The 16680-nt window shown below is 73.7% G+C and carries 18 protein-coding genes; 9 read left to right on the forward strand and 9 right to left on the reverse strand.

Going from position 1 to position 16680, the window contains the following annotated elements; translation table 11 throughout:
* Window positions 1-143: 143 nt before the first annotated feature.
* Window positions 144-1952 (reverse strand): glycosyl hydrolase family 18 protein, encoded by a 1809-nt coding sequence (locus ACFV1W_RS25485; RefSeq protein WP_380419552.1) that lies wholly within the window; start codon window positions 1950-1952, stop codon window positions 144-146.
* Window positions 1953-2274: 322 nt separating this feature from the next.
* Complete coding sequence (locus ACFV1W_RS25490; RefSeq protein ID WP_380419553.1) at window positions 2275-2514, reverse strand: FxLYD domain-containing protein; 240 nt, start codon at window positions 2512-2514, stop codon at window positions 2275-2277.
* On the opposite strand from ACFV1W_RS25490, the gene ACFV1W_RS25495 reads away from it, so the two are divergent.
* Window positions 2507-2848 (forward strand): hypothetical protein, encoded by a 342-nt coding sequence (locus tag ACFV1W_RS25495; protein WP_380419554.1) that lies wholly within the window; start codon window positions 2507-2509, stop codon window positions 2846-2848. The genes ACFV1W_RS25490 and ACFV1W_RS25495 overlap by 8 nt on opposite strands.
* A gap of 177 nt (window positions 2849-3025) precedes the next feature.
* Here the strand turns inward: ACFV1W_RS25495 and ACFV1W_RS25500 are convergent, their stop codons facing one another.
* A complete protein-coding gene (locus tag ACFV1W_RS25500) occupies window positions 3026-3586 on the reverse strand; it encodes a DoxX family protein (RefSeq protein WP_380419555.1) in 561 nt (186 codons plus the stop codon).
* A 220-nt stretch (window positions 3587-3806) separates the two neighbouring features.
* Here ACFV1W_RS25500 and ACFV1W_RS25505 point away from each other — a divergent pair, with 220 nt between their 5' ends.
* Window positions 3807-4439 (forward strand): MarC family protein, encoded by a 633-nt coding sequence (locus ACFV1W_RS25505; RefSeq protein WP_380419556.1) that lies wholly within the window; start codon window positions 3807-3809, stop codon window positions 4437-4439.
* Between the two features lie 12 nt (window positions 4440-4451).
* Here ACFV1W_RS25505 and ACFV1W_RS25510 read toward each other — a convergent pair whose 3' ends face one another.
* Window positions 4452-4991, reverse strand: coding sequence for an NADPH-dependent FMN reductase (locus tag ACFV1W_RS25510; protein WP_380419557.1), 540 nt, complete (start codon window positions 4989-4991; stop codon window positions 4452-4454).
* A 61-nt stretch (window positions 4992-5052) separates the two neighbouring features.
* Window positions 5053-5487: an Lrp/AsnC family transcriptional regulator gene (locus tag ACFV1W_RS25515; protein WP_380419558.1), complete on the reverse strand. Its 435-nt coding sequence runs from the start codon at window positions 5485-5487 to the stop codon at window positions 5053-5055.
* 232 nt (window positions 5488-5719) lie between these two features.
* Here ACFV1W_RS25515 and ACFV1W_RS25520 point away from each other — a divergent pair, with 232 nt between their 5' ends.
* Window positions 5720-6550: a tryptophan 2,3-dioxygenase gene (locus ACFV1W_RS25520; RefSeq protein ID WP_380419559.1), complete on the forward strand. Its 831-nt coding sequence runs from the start codon at window positions 5720-5722 to the stop codon at window positions 6548-6550.
* Between the two features lie 29 nt (window positions 6551-6579).
* Window positions 6580-7806, forward strand: coding sequence for a kynureninase (gene kynU, locus ACFV1W_RS25525; protein WP_380419560.1), 1227 nt, complete (start codon window positions 6580-6582; stop codon window positions 7804-7806).
* 66 nt (window positions 7807-7872) lie between these two features.
* On the opposite strand, the gene ACFV1W_RS25530 is transcribed toward kynU, so the two are convergent.
* On the reverse strand, window positions 7873-8847 hold the full coding sequence (locus ACFV1W_RS25530) for a hypothetical protein (protein ID WP_380419561.1): 975 nt from the start codon (window positions 8845-8847) through the stop codon (window positions 7873-7875).
* A gap of 75 nt (window positions 8848-8922) precedes the next feature.
* On the opposite strand from ACFV1W_RS25530, the gene ACFV1W_RS25535 reads away from it, so the two are divergent.
* Window positions 8923-9552 (forward strand): TetR/AcrR family transcriptional regulator, encoded by a 630-nt coding sequence (locus ACFV1W_RS25535; protein ID WP_380419562.1) that lies wholly within the window; start codon window positions 8923-8925, stop codon window positions 9550-9552.
* 108 nt (window positions 9553-9660) lie between these two features.
* Here ACFV1W_RS25535 and ACFV1W_RS25540 read toward each other — a convergent pair whose 3' ends face one another.
* Complete coding sequence (locus tag ACFV1W_RS25540) at window positions 9661-11076, reverse strand: choice-of-anchor A family protein (RefSeq protein WP_380419563.1); 1416 nt, start codon at window positions 11074-11076, stop codon at window positions 9661-9663.
* A gap of 320 nt (window positions 11077-11396) precedes the next feature.
* Here ACFV1W_RS25540 and ACFV1W_RS25545 point away from each other — a divergent pair, with 320 nt between their 5' ends.
* The 3 genes from ACFV1W_RS25545 (at window position 11397) to ACFV1W_RS25555 (ending at window position 13756) form a co-directional block, all read left to right on the forward strand.
* Complete coding sequence (locus ACFV1W_RS25545; protein ID WP_380419564.1) at window positions 11397-12104, forward strand: 4'-phosphopantetheinyl transferase family protein; 708 nt, start codon at window positions 11397-11399, stop codon at window positions 12102-12104.
* 213 nt (window positions 12105-12317) lie between these two features.
* Window positions 12318-12800 (forward strand): DUF2269 family protein, encoded by a 483-nt coding sequence (locus ACFV1W_RS25550; protein ID WP_380419565.1) that lies wholly within the window; start codon window positions 12318-12320, stop codon window positions 12798-12800.
* Window positions 12801-12931: 131 nt separating this feature from the next.
* On the forward strand, window positions 12932-13756 hold the full coding sequence (locus ACFV1W_RS25555; protein ID WP_380419566.1) for a helix-turn-helix domain-containing protein: 825 nt from the start codon (window positions 12932-12934) through the stop codon (window positions 13754-13756).
* A 68-nt stretch (window positions 13757-13824) separates the two neighbouring features.
* Here the strand turns inward: ACFV1W_RS25555 and ACFV1W_RS25560 are convergent, their stop codons facing one another.
* A complete protein-coding gene (locus tag ACFV1W_RS25560; RefSeq protein WP_380419567.1) occupies window positions 13825-14814 on the reverse strand; it encodes an Lrp/AsnC family transcriptional regulator in 990 nt (329 codons plus the stop codon).
* A gap of 126 nt (window positions 14815-14940) precedes the next feature.
* Between ACFV1W_RS25560 and ACFV1W_RS25565 the strand changes: the two genes are divergently transcribed.
* Window positions 14941-15789, forward strand: a complete 849-nt coding sequence (locus ACFV1W_RS25565) for an inositol monophosphatase family protein (RefSeq protein WP_380419568.1) — start codon at window positions 14941-14943, stop codon at window positions 15787-15789.
* On the opposite strand, the gene ACFV1W_RS25570 is transcribed toward ACFV1W_RS25565, so the two are convergent.
* Window positions 15782-16663, reverse strand: a complete 882-nt coding sequence (locus tag ACFV1W_RS25570) for an amidohydrolase family protein (protein ID WP_380419569.1) — start codon at window positions 16661-16663, stop codon at window positions 15782-15784. The genes ACFV1W_RS25565 and ACFV1W_RS25570 overlap by 8 nt on opposite strands.
* Between the last annotated feature and the right edge of the window lie 17 nt (window positions 16664-16680).

Raw genomic sequence — 16680 nt, forward strand, 5'->3', positions numbered from 1 at the left:
CGTGTGTTATGTCGGGGGGGCTCGTAGACGTCAACCACCCACGCCCGCCGGGCACCGCCCCGCGGGGTGCCCCCCCCCGGCGGGCCGGACCCGTGCTCGTTCAGGTGCCGCGGGGTCCGTCAGGCCCCCGCGCGGTCAGCCGTTCAGCAGGGGCCGTTGTCGGCCCACACGCCCCACTGGCCGCTCTGGGTCGGATCCTCGCCCTTGGTCCACCACTTGTTGGTGTAGTAGTGGCCCTTCCACGAGACCTTGGTGCCGCCGGCCGCGTAGGTGGTGTTCGGGTCCCAGCTCGGGGCGGCCGAGCAGGTGGCCGGCGAGGTCGGGGTGCCGGTCGGGGTCCCGGTGGGCGTGCCGGTCGGGGTGCCCGTCGGCGTCCCGGTCGGGGTCTGGGTCGGCGTCGGGGTGCCGGTCGGCGGGGCCGGGCAGCCGGCCGCGGAACCGTTGGTGGCGCTCACCATCCTGTCGAACAGGGCGGTGTTGGTGCCCAGGTCGTACAGCGAGAAGGCGAAGGAGCCGCCGAGGCCGTTGCAGTGCGCGTAGTCCAGCTTGGCCTGGACCGACCGGGCGTCCTCACCGCTCCAGAAGGTGTTGCCGTCGTAGAAGTAGGTCGCCTTGGCGTCGTCGTCCCAGAAGGTCCTGGACGGGTTGTCGACGAAGCCGGCCAGCTCCTTGTACATCTGGATGCCCGCGACGTTGCCGGACATCGCGGCACCGGCCGCCGGGGCGGCGGCGGGCTGGAAGAGGCCGTTCCTGCCGTTGTTCTGGACGCCGGTCCAGCCGCGGTAGTAGAACGGCACACCCATGTTGATCTTGTTGGCCGGGAAGCCGCCGGGGATGCCGTACTGCGCGTCGCCGACCGTCCACGCCTTGATGGCGTTGTCGATCGAGTACTTGCCGTTGCCCGGCTTCGCCGGGGTCGACGGGTCGTTCGGGCCGGAGTACAGCGGCGCCTGGTGGTTGGTCGGGCCCTGCGGGTCCCAACCGCCGTGCATGTCATAGGTCATGACGTCCATGAACGTCAGGTACTGGCCGATCTTGTCGGTCTCGACGTTCATGATCTTGTCCTGGCCGGCGCCGACCGCCGCCGACAGGGCGTAGGTCCTGCCGTCGGCCTTGCCCTGGGCGTCCAGCTGGCTGCGGAACTCCTTCAGCAGCAGGGTGAAGTTCTGCTTGTCGGCCGGGCTGGAGACGTTGCCGGTGTGGCCGCCGCCGCCCGGGTACTCCCAGTCGATGTCGATGCCGTCGAAGATGCCGGCGCCGGTGCCCGGGCCGCCGTAGCCCGCGTCGGACGGCAGGTTGCCCTTGATGAACATGTCGATGCAGGACGACACCAGGTGCTTGCGCGAGGCGTCCGTGGCGGCCGCCGACGAGAAGTACTTGGAGTAGGTCCAACCACCGAGCGAGAGCAGGATCCTGAGGTTGGGGTTCTTCGCCTTCAGCTTCTTCAGCTGGTTGAAGTTGCCCGCGATCGGCTGGTTCCAGACGTCGCCGACGCCGTCCACCGAGATGTCCGCGCCGAAGCTCTTCTGGTAGTCGGCGAACGCGTCGCCCGCGCCGTCACCGGCGTTGGGATTGCTGTCGTTGGTGTCGGCGGCCTTGGTCGCCTCGAAACAGCCCAGGTCGGTCGGGGAGATGTTGGCGAAGTCGTAGATCAGGTAGTCCAGCTTCCCGGCCACGCCGGTGTCCTGGATCGTCTTCGGGTAGTACGCGTTCGCGTAGATCGACCACTGGTCGTAGTAGGCGACCTTGAGGCCGCCGCTGGTGGCGGGCGCGCCGGTGGAGTTGGTGGTCGCGGCGCTGGCCGCGCCGTTGCCGGACAGCGCGAGGCCCGCGCCGAGCAGCAGGGAGGCGGCGGTACCGGCCGCGACGGCGGCCAGGCTCTTCTTCGGGCGGCGCCGGCGGGGCCCGTCCGGAGCCGGGGTCCCGGCCCTTTCAATGCGTGAGCGCAGCATGGGTGCGTGACTCCTGGGTGTGGGGGTTCCGTCGCCCGGTGGGGCTGACGTCCGGGGTGGGGCCGAACGACCGGGACATGACAGATAAGGGGTGGGGAATCGAGCGGGCAGGGCCTGGAGGGACACTGACGGACACCGGGATGTGCCGAACCGGCGCCCCCGGCACGAGGCCGGTGACGCCGGTTCAGGGGCTCCCTGCACCTGGGCAATAAAAATGGACTAGACCAACTTGCCCGTCAAGGGGTGCTGTCGGCCCTTGAGGCCCGCTTAAGGTTGCAATCCCGCCCCCACGCCCCCGGCACCCGGCCCGAGCTGCGCGGCTTCAGTAGCGGACGGCGTTGGCCACCTCCGCCTTGACCGTGCCCGAGAGGGCCCTGTTGCTTCGCGCGCTGGCCTGGACGCTCTGGCCCGCGGCCAGGTCCTGGACGGTCACCGCGGTCGCGTCCTGCACCTTGCCGTTCTCGTCGGTGAAGTTCACCTGGATCAGGTACCGGTAGGACTGCTGGCCGTGGTTGGTGACGGTCAGCTGCGCCAGCGTCTTGCCGTCCGTTCCGGTGGTCACCGCCCCGACCGTCACGTCCGCCTTCGCGTCCAGCCCGCCCTTGATCCCGGCGATCGCCGAGGAGACGGAGGAGACCGCCTCCGAGGCCCGGGCCTCCGCCGAGGCGAGCGCCGATCCCGCCTGGCTCGCCGCCGAAGCCAGCGCCGACCCCGCCCCACCCGCCGCCGAGGCCAGCGCCGAGCCGGCGGAGGCGGCGGCACTCAGCGCCGAGGAGGCCGTGCTGCTCGCGCTCCTGCCGGACGACGAGCAGCCCACCAGCACCGACGTGCCGACGACGGCCGCCACCAGGGCACCGGCGACCAGGGGCTGTCGGCGGCTCGCCGGTGGGTCCTGACACCGCGCCGTGACGCGCTGTCCGGAGGTGGCGCGGGTGAGCGGCTGGCGGTCCATGGGGTCCTCGATTCTGGCCGACGCCGGGCTGCCCGACGCGTTTCCTGCCCACCCTCCGAGGGCCCGGGAGCCGCCGCCAGCAGGGGTGCTGCCTCCGGGTGACGCAGCCGTGGGACGGCGGTCAGGACAGCCCGGAGCCCTCCTGCTCGTCCGCCTCCACCGCCGCCCGCTCCTCACGCAGCCGCACCAGGTGGCGACGGCGCGCCACCGCGCCGTACGCGCCCGCCGCGCTCGCCGCGAAGGCCAGCAGGCCGACCCACGACCGGTCGAAGACGTGCCCGGTCAGGTGGTCCAGCGAGTACCGCCCGGGGCCCGCCAGGCCGATCGCCAGACCGGCCGCGCCGAGGAAGGCCGGGTACTCGTAGCCGCCGGACATCGCGAAGAAGCCCGCCGGGGCGTGCACCGCCACCGCGCCCGCCATCGTTCCGGCCACCACCGCGCCGGCCGCCGGGGTGGCCAGCCCGACCACCAGCAGCGCGCCGCCGCCCGCCTCGCCGACGCCCGCCGCGATGGCGCTCTCCCGGGCCGGGTGGAAGCCCATGTGGTCCATCGCCTGGGTGGTGCCCTCCAGGCCGGCGCCGCCGAACCAGCCGAACAGCTTCTGGGTGCCGTGCGCGATCAGCACTCCGCCGACCGCGCTGCGCAGGGCCAGCAGGCCCAGGTCCTTACGGTTCAGGCACATGTCGCATCCTCGTTTCCGCCACGGAGTGGTCGTACCGCCAAGGTGTGGACGTACGTACCTCCATGGCACCCGAGAGCGCCCACCCGTTCGAGCCGGGACCGCCATCCGGGCGAATTCGCCGACGGCCAGGAATGAACGGGCGGACGGGGAGATCAGCACCACGCCCGGCCGCGGGGCGTGGCGGACCGGCCGCCCCGGCCGCCCCGGCCATGCTGGCCCCATGTTCGTCTTCAACCTGAGCAGCGCCTTCATCACCTTCTTCGCCGTGGTCGGCCCGCCGAAGACCCTGCTGGCCTTCGCCCGGCTGTCCCGCACTCGCAGCGACCGGGAGCTGCGGCGACTGGCGGCGTGGAGCACGGTGATCTCGGCGCTGATCGGCCTGGTGCTCGGCTTCGGGGCGGACGAGGTCACCACCCTGTTCCACATCAGCGACCAGTCGCTGCGGCTCGCGGGCGGGGCGATCTTCTTCGTCTACGCGGTCGCGCTGGTCCTCGGCCTCCACCTCGGCGCCGGCGGCGACGACGACGAGCACCTGACGAACCCGCTGGCCGACGGCATCCGCGAACTGCTGCTGCCGTACATCGCCAGCCCGCTCGCGATCAGCGCCGTCCTGGTCGCCTCGCTCAACCGCGACGACTGGGCCTGGAAGGCCGCGGTCTCCGGCGCCTACGTGGGCGTGGTGGTGCTCAACTACCTCTGCGTGGCCGTGCTCGCACCGCTGATGCGGCGCACCCACAGCACCTCGCTGGAGGTGCTGTCCCGGCTGCTCGGGCTGCTGCTGGCGGCCGTCGGCGTTGAGCTCTTCCTGGAGGGCCTGGCCGGGCTCGGGGCGAACCTGCCCGTGGCGCGCTGAGCCCGCGGAACGTCAGCCGGCCGCCAGGCGGGCCAGCACCTCGCCGATCCGCCCGCGCACCAGCGGGTCGGCGACCAGCCCGTCCGCGCCGACCGCGCCGCGCTCCAACGGGATCCGGACGCAGGCCTCCGCCAGCACGGCCGCCCCGGTGTAGCCGAGGACGGTGCCGAGGGTGGCCTCCGCGCCCCGGCCGCGGCCAGGGGCGGCGCAGTTGATCCAGGCGGCGGGCTTGTCCGAGATCTCGACCCCGCCGACCGTCCAGTCCAGCAGGTTCTTGAACGCGCCCGGCAGCGTCCCTGCGTACTCGGGTGTGCAGAACAGCAGCGCGTCGGCCGCCTCGATCGCCGTCCGCAGCCCGGCCACCGGCTCCGGCAGCGGGTCGGTGTCGAGGTCCGGGTTGAAGTGCGGGAGCCCGGCCAGCCCGGCGTAGTACGTGGTCCGGACGCCCGGCAGGTCGTCGGCCACCGCGGCGGCGGTGCGCAGCACGGCCTCGTTCGAGGAACCGGCCCGCAGGCTCCCGGGCAGCAGCAGGATGTGGCGCTCGTTAGGCATGCCGGGAACCTACTCCTTGACGTCCGCGTCAAGGCCAGCCGTCGGCCGCGACGGCCCGTCCTCAGTGCGGCAGCAGCGGCCGCCAGGGCACCGGGCTGGAGAGGATCATCGAGCTGGCCGGCGGGCCGTACCCGCCGAGCCGGTCGCAGAGCGCCTCGAACTCGGACATCGTGGCCACCGCGACCAGCAGCACGCAGCAGGCCCCGCCGGTGACCCGGTGCAGCTGGAGCACCTCCGGCCAGGTCGCCACCTCGGGGTCGCGCAGCACGCAGCGCGGGCCGTAGCACTGGACCTGGACCAGCGCGGTGATCGGCAACCCGGCCCGGGTGGGGTCGACGTGGGCGTGGTAGCCGCTGATCACCCCGTCCGCCTCCAGCCGGCGGACCCGTTCGGCCACCGCGGGTGCGGACAGGCTCACCCGGCGGGAGAGTTCGTTGTACGAGAGCCTCGCGTCGGCCTGCAGCTCGGCCAGCAGGCGGCGGTCGACGGCGTCCATGGCGGCTCCCCGGAGCGGTCGCGATCGGCGGTCGCGATCAGCGGTTTTTCATTCGTAAAGCGGATGGACCGAACGCCTCGCGAACGACAGCTCGGAACGCGGTTGCGGTGGCCATCGACCATTCAAGCGGGGGGTGCCACCGCCGCACAATGGGCACCCCGGTGGAACCAGGACGTCCGTCCGCTCCGCCGGCCCCGGGCGACGAGGCCCGGACGGACCAGGAGGAATCGGGATGGGGCACGACACGGTGGAGACACCCAACCTTTCGTTCGGTCGGGGCGGCCTGCCGGGTCGGGGCACCCCGTACGCGGAGTACGTGCGCCTGGAGGAGCTGCACGGCCTCCAGCACCCGCGCAGCAAGGAGCCGGCCGAGCTGTCGTTCATCGTCACCACCCAGGTGATGGAACTGCTCTTCGACCTGCTGCGGCACGAGTGGACGCTCGCCGGACAGGCACTGCGCGAGGACGACCTGACCGCCGCGCTGGCCGCGCTGCGCCGCGGCACCCACGTGCAGGACGTGCTGGTGGAGTCCTGGGACCTGCTGGCCACCATGACCCCGCAGGAGTTCAACTCCTTCCGCTCGCTGTTCGGCGAGGCCTCCGGCTTCCAGTCCTCGGCCTTCCTGCACCTGGAGTTCCTGCTCGGCAACAAGAACGCCGCGCTGCTGAACATGTACGACGGGATGCCCGGGACGCAGGCCGAGCTGGCCGAGGCGTTGCGCTCCCCCGGCTTGTACGACGAGGTGCTCGGCCTGCTGGCCCGGCGCGGCCTGGCCGTGCACGCGGAGCCCTCGGAGCGTCGCTACCAGCCCTCCGAGGAGGTCGCGGCGGCCTGGCGCCGGGTGTACACCGAACCGGAGTTCGCGGCCCTGCAACCGCTCGGCGAGGCACTGCTGGACGTGGCCGAGCGGGTCACCCGCTGGCGCCAGCGCCACCTGAGCTCGGTCAAGCGGACCATGGGCGCCAAGCCCGGCTCGGGCGGCTCCAGCGGGCTGACCTGGCTGCGCAAGGCGGCCGAGCAGGACGTGTTCCCGGAGCTGTGGACGATCCGGGACGAGCTGTGACCGAGCCGGTGACGGAGGAGAGTACGAGCATGATCACGCGCGAGGAATGCGCGGCGCTGGACGCCGTCGACCCGCTGGCGGCGTTCCGCAAGGAGTTCGCCCTGCCGGACGGGGTGGTCTACCTGGACGGCAACTCGCTGGGCGCGCTGCCGGTGCGCACGCCGGAGCGGGTGGCGCAGGTGGTCGAGCGGGAGTGGGGCCGGGAGCTGATCCGCAGCTGGAACGACGCCGGCTGGTTCGAGCAGCCGTACCGACTGGGGCGGCGGATCGCGCCGCTGATCGGTGCCGATCCGGCGGAGGTGGTCGTCTGTGACACCACCTCGGTGAACCTGTTCAAGGTGCTCTCGGCGGCGCTGGAGCTGCGCCCGGGGCGGCGAACGGTGCTGGGCGACGCCGAGGCCTTTCCCACCGACCTGTACATCGCCGAGGGCGTGACCGGCCCGGTCGAGGGCGGGCGCAGCGTGCTGGTCCGTCCCGAGGAGCTGGACCGGCACCTGGACGGCGACGTCGCCGCGGTGGTGCTGTCGCACGTGGACTACCGCACCGGCGAGCTGCTGGACATGCCCGGGATCACCTCCCGGGTGCAGGCCGCGGGCGCCCTGATGATCTGGGACGTGTGCCACTCGGTGGGCGCGCTGCCGGTCGAACTCGGCGCCGCCAACGCGGACTTCGCGGTCGGCTGCACCTACAAGTACCTGAACTCGGGCCCCGGCGCACCGGCCTTCCTGTACGTCGCCGAGCGGCACCTGGCGGCCGGACCGCGGCAGCCGCTGAGCGGCTGGTTCGGGCACGCCCGCCCGTTCGCCTTCGAGCCCGGGTACGACCCGAAGCCGGGTATCGGACGCTTCCTGACCAGCTCGCCCTCACTGCTCGGCCAGGCCGCCCTGGGCGCCTCACTGGACGTCTGGGAGCGCGCCGACCTGGCCGACGTGCGGGTGAAGAGCCTGGCGCTGACCGACCTGTTCATCTCCCTGGTCGAGGGCCTGGACGGGGTCGAGGTGGTGACCCCGCGCGAGCACGCCCGGCGGGGCAGCCAGGTCGCGCTGCGGCACGCGGACGGCTACCCGGTGGTGCAGGCGCTGATCGCGCGCGGGGTGATCGGGGACTTCCGCGCACCGGATCTGATGCGCTTCGGCTTCACGCCGCTGTACCTCTCGTACACCGAGGTGTGGGACGCGGCTCGGCAACTGGCCGAGGTGCTGGCGAGCGGCGAGTGGCGGGAGGAGCGCTTCTCCCGCCGGGGCGAGGTGACGTAGCCGGGCACCGGGAGGGCGTTCACCGAGCGGCGCCGGGCCGGCTGGACGGCCGCCGGCCGGATCGCATCAGGCCAGAGCGCCGCCGCCGGACTGACGTACCGTCAGTTCGCCGATGAGCTTCCGGTAGACGTCGAAGGCGGGCTTGGGCGTCCAGTCGTCCCGCAGCAGGCCGAAGTGGTGGAACAGCCCCGGGCCGGCACTGTCCGCGTCCCGGAGGGCGAAGAACGAGTAGCTCCGGACGCCGAGCCGCTCGGCCAGTTCCGCCACCGTCCGGACCACCTGCTCCACCACCTCGGCCTGACGCTCCTCGCTGCGCCCCGGACCGGTGGGCCAGCCGTTCTCGCAGATCCGCAGCGGAACGGCCGGCCCGATCCCGGCCCGGGGCAGCGCGTCCCTCCGGAACCCGGTGACCACCGCCCGCACCGCGTCCGCGAGTTGTCCGTCCGGTACGGGGCGGAAGACGTCCGGGAAGAAGTCCAGCCCGACGTAGTCCAGGGAGCGGTGGAAGCGTTCGTCGGCGAGTTCGCCGAGGTCCGACCAGAACGTGTCGGCCGGGTCGAAGGACGGCACCGCGTTGAAGCCGACCGCGAGCTGCCGGTATCCGAGGGCCAGCGCCTCCTCCTTGGCCGCGACGACGCCCTCGACCAGCGCCCGGCGCACGTTCGGGATGCTGCCGTCGAGGACGGGGAGGTCCAGGTTGGGCTCCTCGCAGATCTGCACGACGGCGAGCCGCGGGCCCTCGGTCCGGACGACCTGCCGGACGTAGTCCGTCCAGCCGTCCAGCTCCCCGCCGCGGACGCCGAACTGCAGCACCAGGTCGAGCTTCCGCCCGTCCGTCGCGTACTGCTCGGGCCGCTCGGGGGTGCGGTGCCCGTCGGACGCGTACGAGCGGTAGGCGCGGACCAGGAACTCCGTTGCGTCGCCCTGGAGTTCGCGCAGAGCAGCGCTGATCCGGGCGGGGTCGTCGGGGCGGACGGGCTCGATCAGTCCGGTCTCGTCGCCGAGCGAGCCGCCGGGGTAGACGCCGAAGGTGAGAGTCATGAGGACACCGTAGCCGACTTTTTTGTGGTCACTGCAAATTTTAAGTGACTCCACGACTGGCGATAGGATTCCGCCATGGGACTTCGCGAACTCAAGAAGCAGCAGACCCGGGAACTCCTCGCCGACACCGCCTTGGTCCTGTTCGCCGAGCGCGGCTTCGAGCAGGTCACGGTGGCCGAGGTGGCCCGGGCCGCCGGGGTCTCGCCCAACACGGTCTTCAACTACTTCCCGACCAAGGAGGACCTGTTCTTCGACCGGCAGGACGAGGTGGTCGCCCACCTGGCCGAGGTGGTCCGGCGGCGGCCGGCCGGCAGCTCCGCCGTGGACGCCGTACGGGCCGACCTGCTGGCGGGCGTCGCCGGTGGGGACCCGACGGTCGGGCTGAATCCCGAGGTGAACGCGTTCTGGCGGATCATCGCGGACAGCCCGGCGCTGCGGGCCCGGCTGCTGGAACTCGGTGAGCGCGCCGAGGCGGCGCTGGCGGCCGTCCTCGCCGAGGAGTCGGGGGCCGATCCGGAGGACCCGTTCCCCGGGATCGTCGCGGGCGCCGTCGCCGGGGCCCACCGGGCGGTGCTCGCCGAGATCCGGCGGGCGATGGTCGCCGGGGAGCCGGCCGGGGCGGTGCGGGAGCGGATCGAGGCGGCGGTGGAACGGGCCTTCGGGCTGCTCGGCACAGGGCTTGCGGGGTACCCGGCGGGGCGTTGAACCGGCGGGCGGTCCGGAGCGTCGGCCGGAAGCACGGGCGGAAACGGCGGAGCCGCCCGGGCCGGTGGGCCCGGGCGGCCCGGGCGGCCCCGGCCGCCGGCCGAACCGTCAGCCGTGGCGGCCGCGACGGCGGGCGGCCAGGACGGCGAGCCCGCCGAGGCCGAGCAGGCCGGCTCCGGCCAGTCCGAAGACCACCGGGGCGTTGCCCGCACCGGTGGGGGGCAGCTCACCGCCGCCACCGGAGTGGTGGCCGGTCGGGTGGTGGCCGGTCGGGTGCTCGGACGGGTGGTGGCCGGTCGGGGCTGGGCCGGCGCTCGACCTGGAGGCGCTGGCCGACGGCGAGGAGGCGCTCGCGCTCGGGGACGTCGGCGCCGGGGACGTCGGGCTCGGCGAGGTCGGGGAGGTCGGGGAAGGGGACGTCGGGCTCGGCGACGGCGAGGTGGGGGTCGGCGTCGGCCCCGGCGTCACCTCGCAGTCCGGCAGGCCCCCGTCGAACGGGTAGCCGTGGATCTCGTAGCCGCCCGTACCGGTGTGGATCAGGTTGCCCGCGAGGAGGACCCGGCCGTTCATGCCCGCCTGGGCGATGGTCATGGTGCTGCCCGGGTTGCCGGCCATGACCGAGCCCTGGAACTGGGCGCTGCCGAGGATCTGCGGCGTGGTCGCAGTCGGGAAGTTGTACATCAGCTTCGAGCGCAGCTCGGTGGTCCGGTCCCCCGCGAGGCCGGTGCCGGTGTAGGTGTTGATGATCGGGCTGTCGCCGAGCATGTTCACCACCACGGTGGCCCCGGCCGGGATGTTCCCGAAGACCAGGCCGATCTGGCCGCCGCTCGGCGAGGCGAGGTTCCGGGAGACGTTGAAGACCTGCTTCGCGCTGACGCCGTCGCCGGTGAAGGTGGCCTGCCTGGAGGAGATGTCGACGCTGCCGGTCGCGGCGGCCCGGCCGACGCAGTCGGAGACCTCCTCGATCCGGGTCCGCACGTCCTGGTACGGCGCGGCCGCGTTCGGGTCCTGGATCGACCGGCCGGTGGGGTCGATGGAGACGGTGCCGGTGACGCCGCCCGCGTGGCGCAGGCTGCCGAAGGCCTGGCCGTGGGAGTCACTGCCGCCGATCAGGATAAAGTTGCCGGTCCTGACGTCGACGCCGCCGCCGGTGATGACGAAGTCGCTGCCGTTGGGCGGCACGACGCGCGAGCCGACGCCGACGACGCCCATGTTGTAGACGCCGCCGCCGTTCTTGTCGACGGTCAGGTTCCCCAGTGCGACGATCTTGCCCTCGGCCTCGGCCGCGCGGCCGGTCACGGTGTAGTCGCCGCCGGTGAAGACGTTGATCGAGGCGTCCCGCCCGGTGAAGTCGCCGTTGTTGGGCGGCGGCCAGGCCGCGGGGCAGTCAGGACCGGTACACGCCCCGAGCGGCGGGGCCAGTGGAGCGGCCGAACCGACCGTCAGCACGGCGACCATCGGCACGGCGGCGACGGCGGCCGCCACGGCGACCCGGACGGCCCGACGGCGCCCGGTGGCGGGCACTCTCCTCACAGCGGTCGTTCTGTGATCCGACGAACCGGTGGCCTGACGCATCGACAATTCCTCCACACGTGGAAAAGGGCAGGTCCGGATGACCTGCCATGTTCCGTAGCATTTGCTGCTTATTCCATAGATCAGGGATATCTAGGAGTAAAACGGACTATTCACGCCTTACAGACCATCAGATCGGATACGAGGGTCCTTCGAACGGCGCAAGGCCCGTGTCGCACCTCCGTGGCCCGGCTCCTTGCCGGGCTTCCTCCGGTGCAGCCCCACGCGGTCCGGTTCCCCGCCCCGCGAGCGGGCGGGCTAGGTTGGACGGCATGACCACCGAGGCCCAGGAGCAGGGCGCACCGCTCGTCGCCGTCGCGTCCGCCGACGCCGTACTGCGGCACCCCGAGGCGGGCGAGCACCTGCTCACCGAGACCGAGCGGGCACGCGCCGCACGCTTCCGGCAGGAGTCCGGACGGACCGACTTCGTCGCCGGACACGTCCTGGTCCGGCTCTGCGCCGCCCGGCTGCTCGGCGTCCCCGCGGCCGGGCTGGTCCTCGCCCAGGAGTGCCCGGACTGCGGCCTGGCCGACCACGGCAGGCCCTACCTGCCCGACCACCCCGGGGTGCGGGTGAGCCTTTCCCACACCCGGGGCGTGGTCGCCGCCGGAGCGGGCCACCGACCCGTCGGCGTGGACGTCGAGCTGGCCGCCCGGGGCGGCTCGCTGGGCGCGGTCGCCCGCCGGGTGCTCGCCCCGGCCGAACTGGCCCTGGTCGAGGCCGCCCCGGAGCCGGACCGGGCGTTCCTGCGGCAGTGGGTGCGCAAGGAGTCGCTGATCAAGATCGGGCGGGCCACCCTGGACACCCTCGGGCGGGTCGACATGTCCGCCCTGCCGCTGGACGTCCCGCCCGGCGCCCCGCTGCGCAGCCGGTTCGGGGACCTCCACCTGCTCGACTGGACCGACCCCGGGCACGGCGCCGCCGTCGCAGCCGTCAGCACCGCCCCTCCGCGGATCGTGGAGCTGGTCCCGGCCGGCTGAGCGGAGCCGGGTGCGGCAGGCCGGCGCGGCAGGCCGGGCAGAGCCGGACACGGCGGGGAGAGCGGGACCGCGTGCGGCGGGCCGGGCAGGGCCCGGCGGGGCACCCGAGCGCGGGCCCGGTGAATAAGCGGTGTTAGCGTGCCTGGTCGTGGGCACGCCGACCGCGCACGCCCGCCGACCCCAGCTGCCCACCGGATCAAAGGGTGCCCCGCCATGGCCAAGTTCCTGCTGAGCCTGCACGTCCTCGCGTCGGTCCTGTTCATAGGCCCGGTCGCGGTGGCCGTCAGCATGTTCCCGCGCCGGGCGAAGGCCGCCCTGGCCGGCGGACCGGACCAGGCCTCGGACGCGGGCGTGCTGCGCACCCTGCACCGGATCACCCAGGTCTACGCGCTGCTCGGCGTCGCGGTGCCGGTGCTGGGCATCGGCCTCGCCCAGGTGATGGACGTGCTCGGCCAGTCCTGGCTGATCGCCTCGATGGTGATCACCGCCGTCGCCGCGCTCTCGCTGCTGCTCTTCGTCCTGCCCGGCCAGCAGGCCGCCGTGGACGCGCTCGCCCTCGCCCCGGAGGACGAGCAGCGCGCCAAGGCCGTCGGCGGCCTGCGGCTGCTGCCGATGACCGCCGGGGTGTTCAACCTGCTGTGGGCCGTGGTCGTGGTGCTGATGGTCGTCCGCCCGGGCTCGTCCACCGGCGTCTGAGGACCGCGCGGTCCGACCGCGCCCGAACGCCCGCGCCCGGTCGGCACCGCCCGACACCCGCGCTCGACGCCCGTGCCTGATCGGCACCGCCCCCTCCCGCAGGCCGGACCGTTCGAGTACCGTCCTCGATCATGACGATCATGGCGGGCATGGGAAGCCCGACGGGGACCGGCGTCGGCCCGCTGCTGCTCGGCTGGCGGGAACGGCGACAGCTCAGCCAGCAGCACCTGGCGCTGCGCGCGGACTGCTCGGCCCGGCACCTCAGCTTCGTCGAGAACGGCCGCTCCCACCCAAGCCGGGAACTGGTGCTGCGGCTGGTCGAACAGCTGGACGTCCCGGTGCGCGAGCGCAACACCCTGCTACTCGCGGCCGGATACGCCCCGCACTACCCCGAGACGCCGTTGGACGACCCGTCGATGGACCCGCTGCGCGGCGGCATCGAGCGGCTGCTCGCCGTCCACGACCCGTATCCGGCGCTGGTCGTGGACGGGGACTTCCGGGTCCTGGCGGCCAACCGCGCGCTCGTCCTGCTGCTGGACGGTGTCGCTCCACACCTGCTGCGGCCGCCGTCCAACGCCGTCCGGATCGCCCTCCACCCCGACGGGCTGGCGCCGAGGATCGTCAACCACCGGCAGTGGCGCGGGCACCTGCTGGAACGGCTGGACCAGCAACTGGAGCGGGTCGGCACCGAACAGCTGCGGCGGCTGCGCGAGGAGGTCGGCGGCTACCCCGAGCCGGCCGGGGCACCGGCGGAGGACCCCGCGGAAACCGGACGTCCGGTCGCGCTGCCGCTGAGGCTCCGCCACGACGGGCGGGTGCTGTCCTTCCTCTCCACGGTCACGACCTTCGGCACACCGCTGGACGTCACCGTCTCCGAGCTGGCCCTGGAGACCTTCCTGCCGGCCGACGCCGGGACGGACCGCTTCCTGCGGTCCGCGGTGGGCCCGGACCGCTGACGGCCGCCGTCCGGCCCGGGCCTGCCCCGGGCCGCTCCGGGCCTGCCCCGGGTCGGACGGCGGCGCGCTCACGGGCGGCGCGGCCGGTGCAGCAGCACGCCCGCCCGCTTCACCGCGCGGGCGGTGATCGTGGTCTCGGCGCGAGTCACCCCGAGCGGGCCGAGGGTGTCGGTGAGGAAGCGGTAGAGGCCGCCGTGGTCCGGACAGAACAGCGTGGCCAGCAGGTTGGTCGGGCCGCTGGTGGCGAACACGCCGTGCACCTGGGGGTGGCGGGCCAGTTCGGCGCCGACCTCGGCGAGCCGGCCGGGCGGCACGTCCAGCCAGAGGTTGGCGTCCACGGCCATGCCGAGCAGCCGGGGGTCCACGGTCGCGTGGGTGCGCAGCAGCCCCAGCCGGTCCAGCCGGTGCAGGCGCCTGCGGACGGTCGACTCGGGTGCGTCGACCACCCCGGCCAGCACGGCGTGGGACTGCCGGGCGTCCTCGCCCAGGCGTTCCAGCAGGGCGCGGTCGAGGTCGTCCAGCGGCGGGGGCGTGGCGGGGCGCGGCACCTGGGGCCGGGCGAGGGCGGCGGCCTCCCGGTCGGTCAGCCAGCCGGCCTGCCACTGGCCGGCGTCGGCGAAGGCGTGCAGCACGGCGTGGGTGGTGGTCTCGGCGACGGCACCGGTCGCGGGCAGCTGGCCGTAGAGCAGGCGGTCGCGGCCACCGGCGTCGCTCATCATCACGGCGCCGACCTCGTGCCCGCCCAGCATCACGTCGACGAAGGGGACGTCGGAGCGGTCGGCCAGCGCCTGGGCGATGGCGTCCACCCGGCCGCGCAGCACCCGGACCCGCAGCAGCAGGGCGCCGACGGCGGCGTCCTCGACCTCGGGCATCCGGACCACCCGCAGCACCCCGGCCCGGCGCATCCGGCCGAGCCGCCGGGTGACCGTCCGGGCGGAGACCCCCAGCACCTCGGCGATCCGGCCGGGCTCGGCCCGTCCGTCCACCTGGAGCGCGCAGACCAGACGGCGGTCGAGCGGGTCCAGCACGCTGTCCGGATCGGTCGTGTCGAGGTCCATGGGTGTCTGATCTCCGTCGTTTCCAGCCGACCGAGCGTCCTGTTCGGCAGCCCCGACGGTACTCCTTGTCCTGTTCGGCCGGAACGGACCGGCCGGGGCGGGATCGATCGAGTCGAGGAGCACGACATGGCGGGGCACGACGCGGCGGGGTACGGCGTGGCGGGGCACGACGCGGACCTGTGGACGCTGGCGGAGGGTGTGGAGGCGGCGGTGCGCGAGGTCGGCGCCGAGCTCGCGGCCGGACGGCCGACCGAGCCGACCCCCGAGCGGACGGCCGAGGAGGCGCTGGCGCGGTTCGCGGAGCTGGACGACCCGGCCGCCGCCGCGCTGCGTGAGCGGCTGGGCTCGCTGCGCCCGCAGGCCGGGTGGGTGCCGGAGGAACTGGACGGCTCGGTGCCCACCGAGGGCGAGTGGTGGGTCTGCGACGCGACCGACGGCGCGGTGCAGTACCTGCTCGGGCAGCCGCACTGGGCGGTGACGGCGACGCTGGTGCGCGACGGCGCGGCGGTGCTGGCCGTGGTGCACGCCCCGGAGCTGTTCGGTGCGGGCCGGACCTACCGGGCGGTGCTGGGCGGTGGGGCGCAGCTGGACGGTCGGCCGATCGCGCCGCTGGAGCGCGAGTTGGCGGCCACCGTGGCCGCGACCAGCCAGCCGCCGCTGGTGGCCGCCGACCCGGTGGCGGTGGGCCGGGCCGGCGAGTCGCTGTCCGCGATGGTCGGCGCGGTGCTGGCGGTGCGCAACCTCGGCCCGACCGCCCTCCAGGTGGCCCAGGTCGGCTCCGGGCACCTGGCGTTGTTCTGGCAGTACGGGCGGGACGCGGGCAACCTGCTGCCCGGCGCGCTGATCGCGAGCGAGGCGGGTGCGGCGGTGACGGACGCCGCCGGGGCGGCCTGGACGGCCGCCTCGGACAGCTTCCTGGTGGCCGCGCCCGGCCTGCACGCGGACGCGGTGGGCGTGCTGCGGGCGGTCAGGTGAGGTGGAAGAGGGCGGCCGCGTTGTCGTGGCAGACCGCCCGCAGCCACTCCTCCCCCAGCCCCAGCCCGGCCAGCGCCTCCAGCTGGTGGAGGTACCGGTACGGGATGTTCGGGAAGTCGCTGCCCAGCAGGACGCGGTCGCGCAGCCCTTGCAGGCGCGGCAGTTCGTCGCGCGGGAACGGGGCGTCGGCCTCGGCGAAGTCGGTGAACGCCATGGTGGTGTCCAGCCGGACGGACGGGTGCCGCTCGGCCAGGTCGAGGAAGTCGCGGTACTCGGACATGCCGAGGTGGGCGACCACCAGGACCAGGTCGGGGTGCCGGTCCAGCACCGCGCCGATCGGCCCCGGGCCGGTGAACTTGCCGGGCACCGGCCCCGATCCGCAGTGGGTGACCACCGGGGTGCCGGTCTCGGCGAGCAGGCTCCAGACCTCGTCCAGCCGGGCGTCCGCCGGGTCGTAGCCGCCGACCTGGAGGTGGGCCTTGAACACCCGGGCGCCGTCCTCGATCGCCCGCGCCACGTAGCCGGCCGCCCCGGGTTCGGGGAAGAAGGTCGCGGTGTGCAGGCAGTCCGGGGTGCGGGCGGCGAAGTCGGCGGCCCAGGCGTTCAGCCAGCTCGCCATGCCCGGCTTGTGCGGGTAGAGCATGGACGTGAACGCCCGGACGCCGAACTCCCGCAGCCGCTGGACGCGCTGCTCCTCGGCCTCGCGGTAGGTGATCGGCCAGGGGCGGTTCACCAGCGGGCCGGCCGCGTCGAAGTACGCCCAGACCTTGTCGAGGACGTTCTTCGGCATGAAGTGGGTGTGCACGTCGACCAGCCCGGGCAGTCCGAGCGACCGCCAGAACTCCCTCACCGCCGTTGCCTCTTCGGCACTCATGCCCCCACCTCGCCGCG

Origin of the sequence: Kitasatospora sp. NPDC059648 (assembly GCF_042734825.1) — a bacterium.
Lineage (GTDB): Bacteria > Actinomycetota > Actinomycetes > Streptomycetales > Streptomycetaceae > Kitasatospora.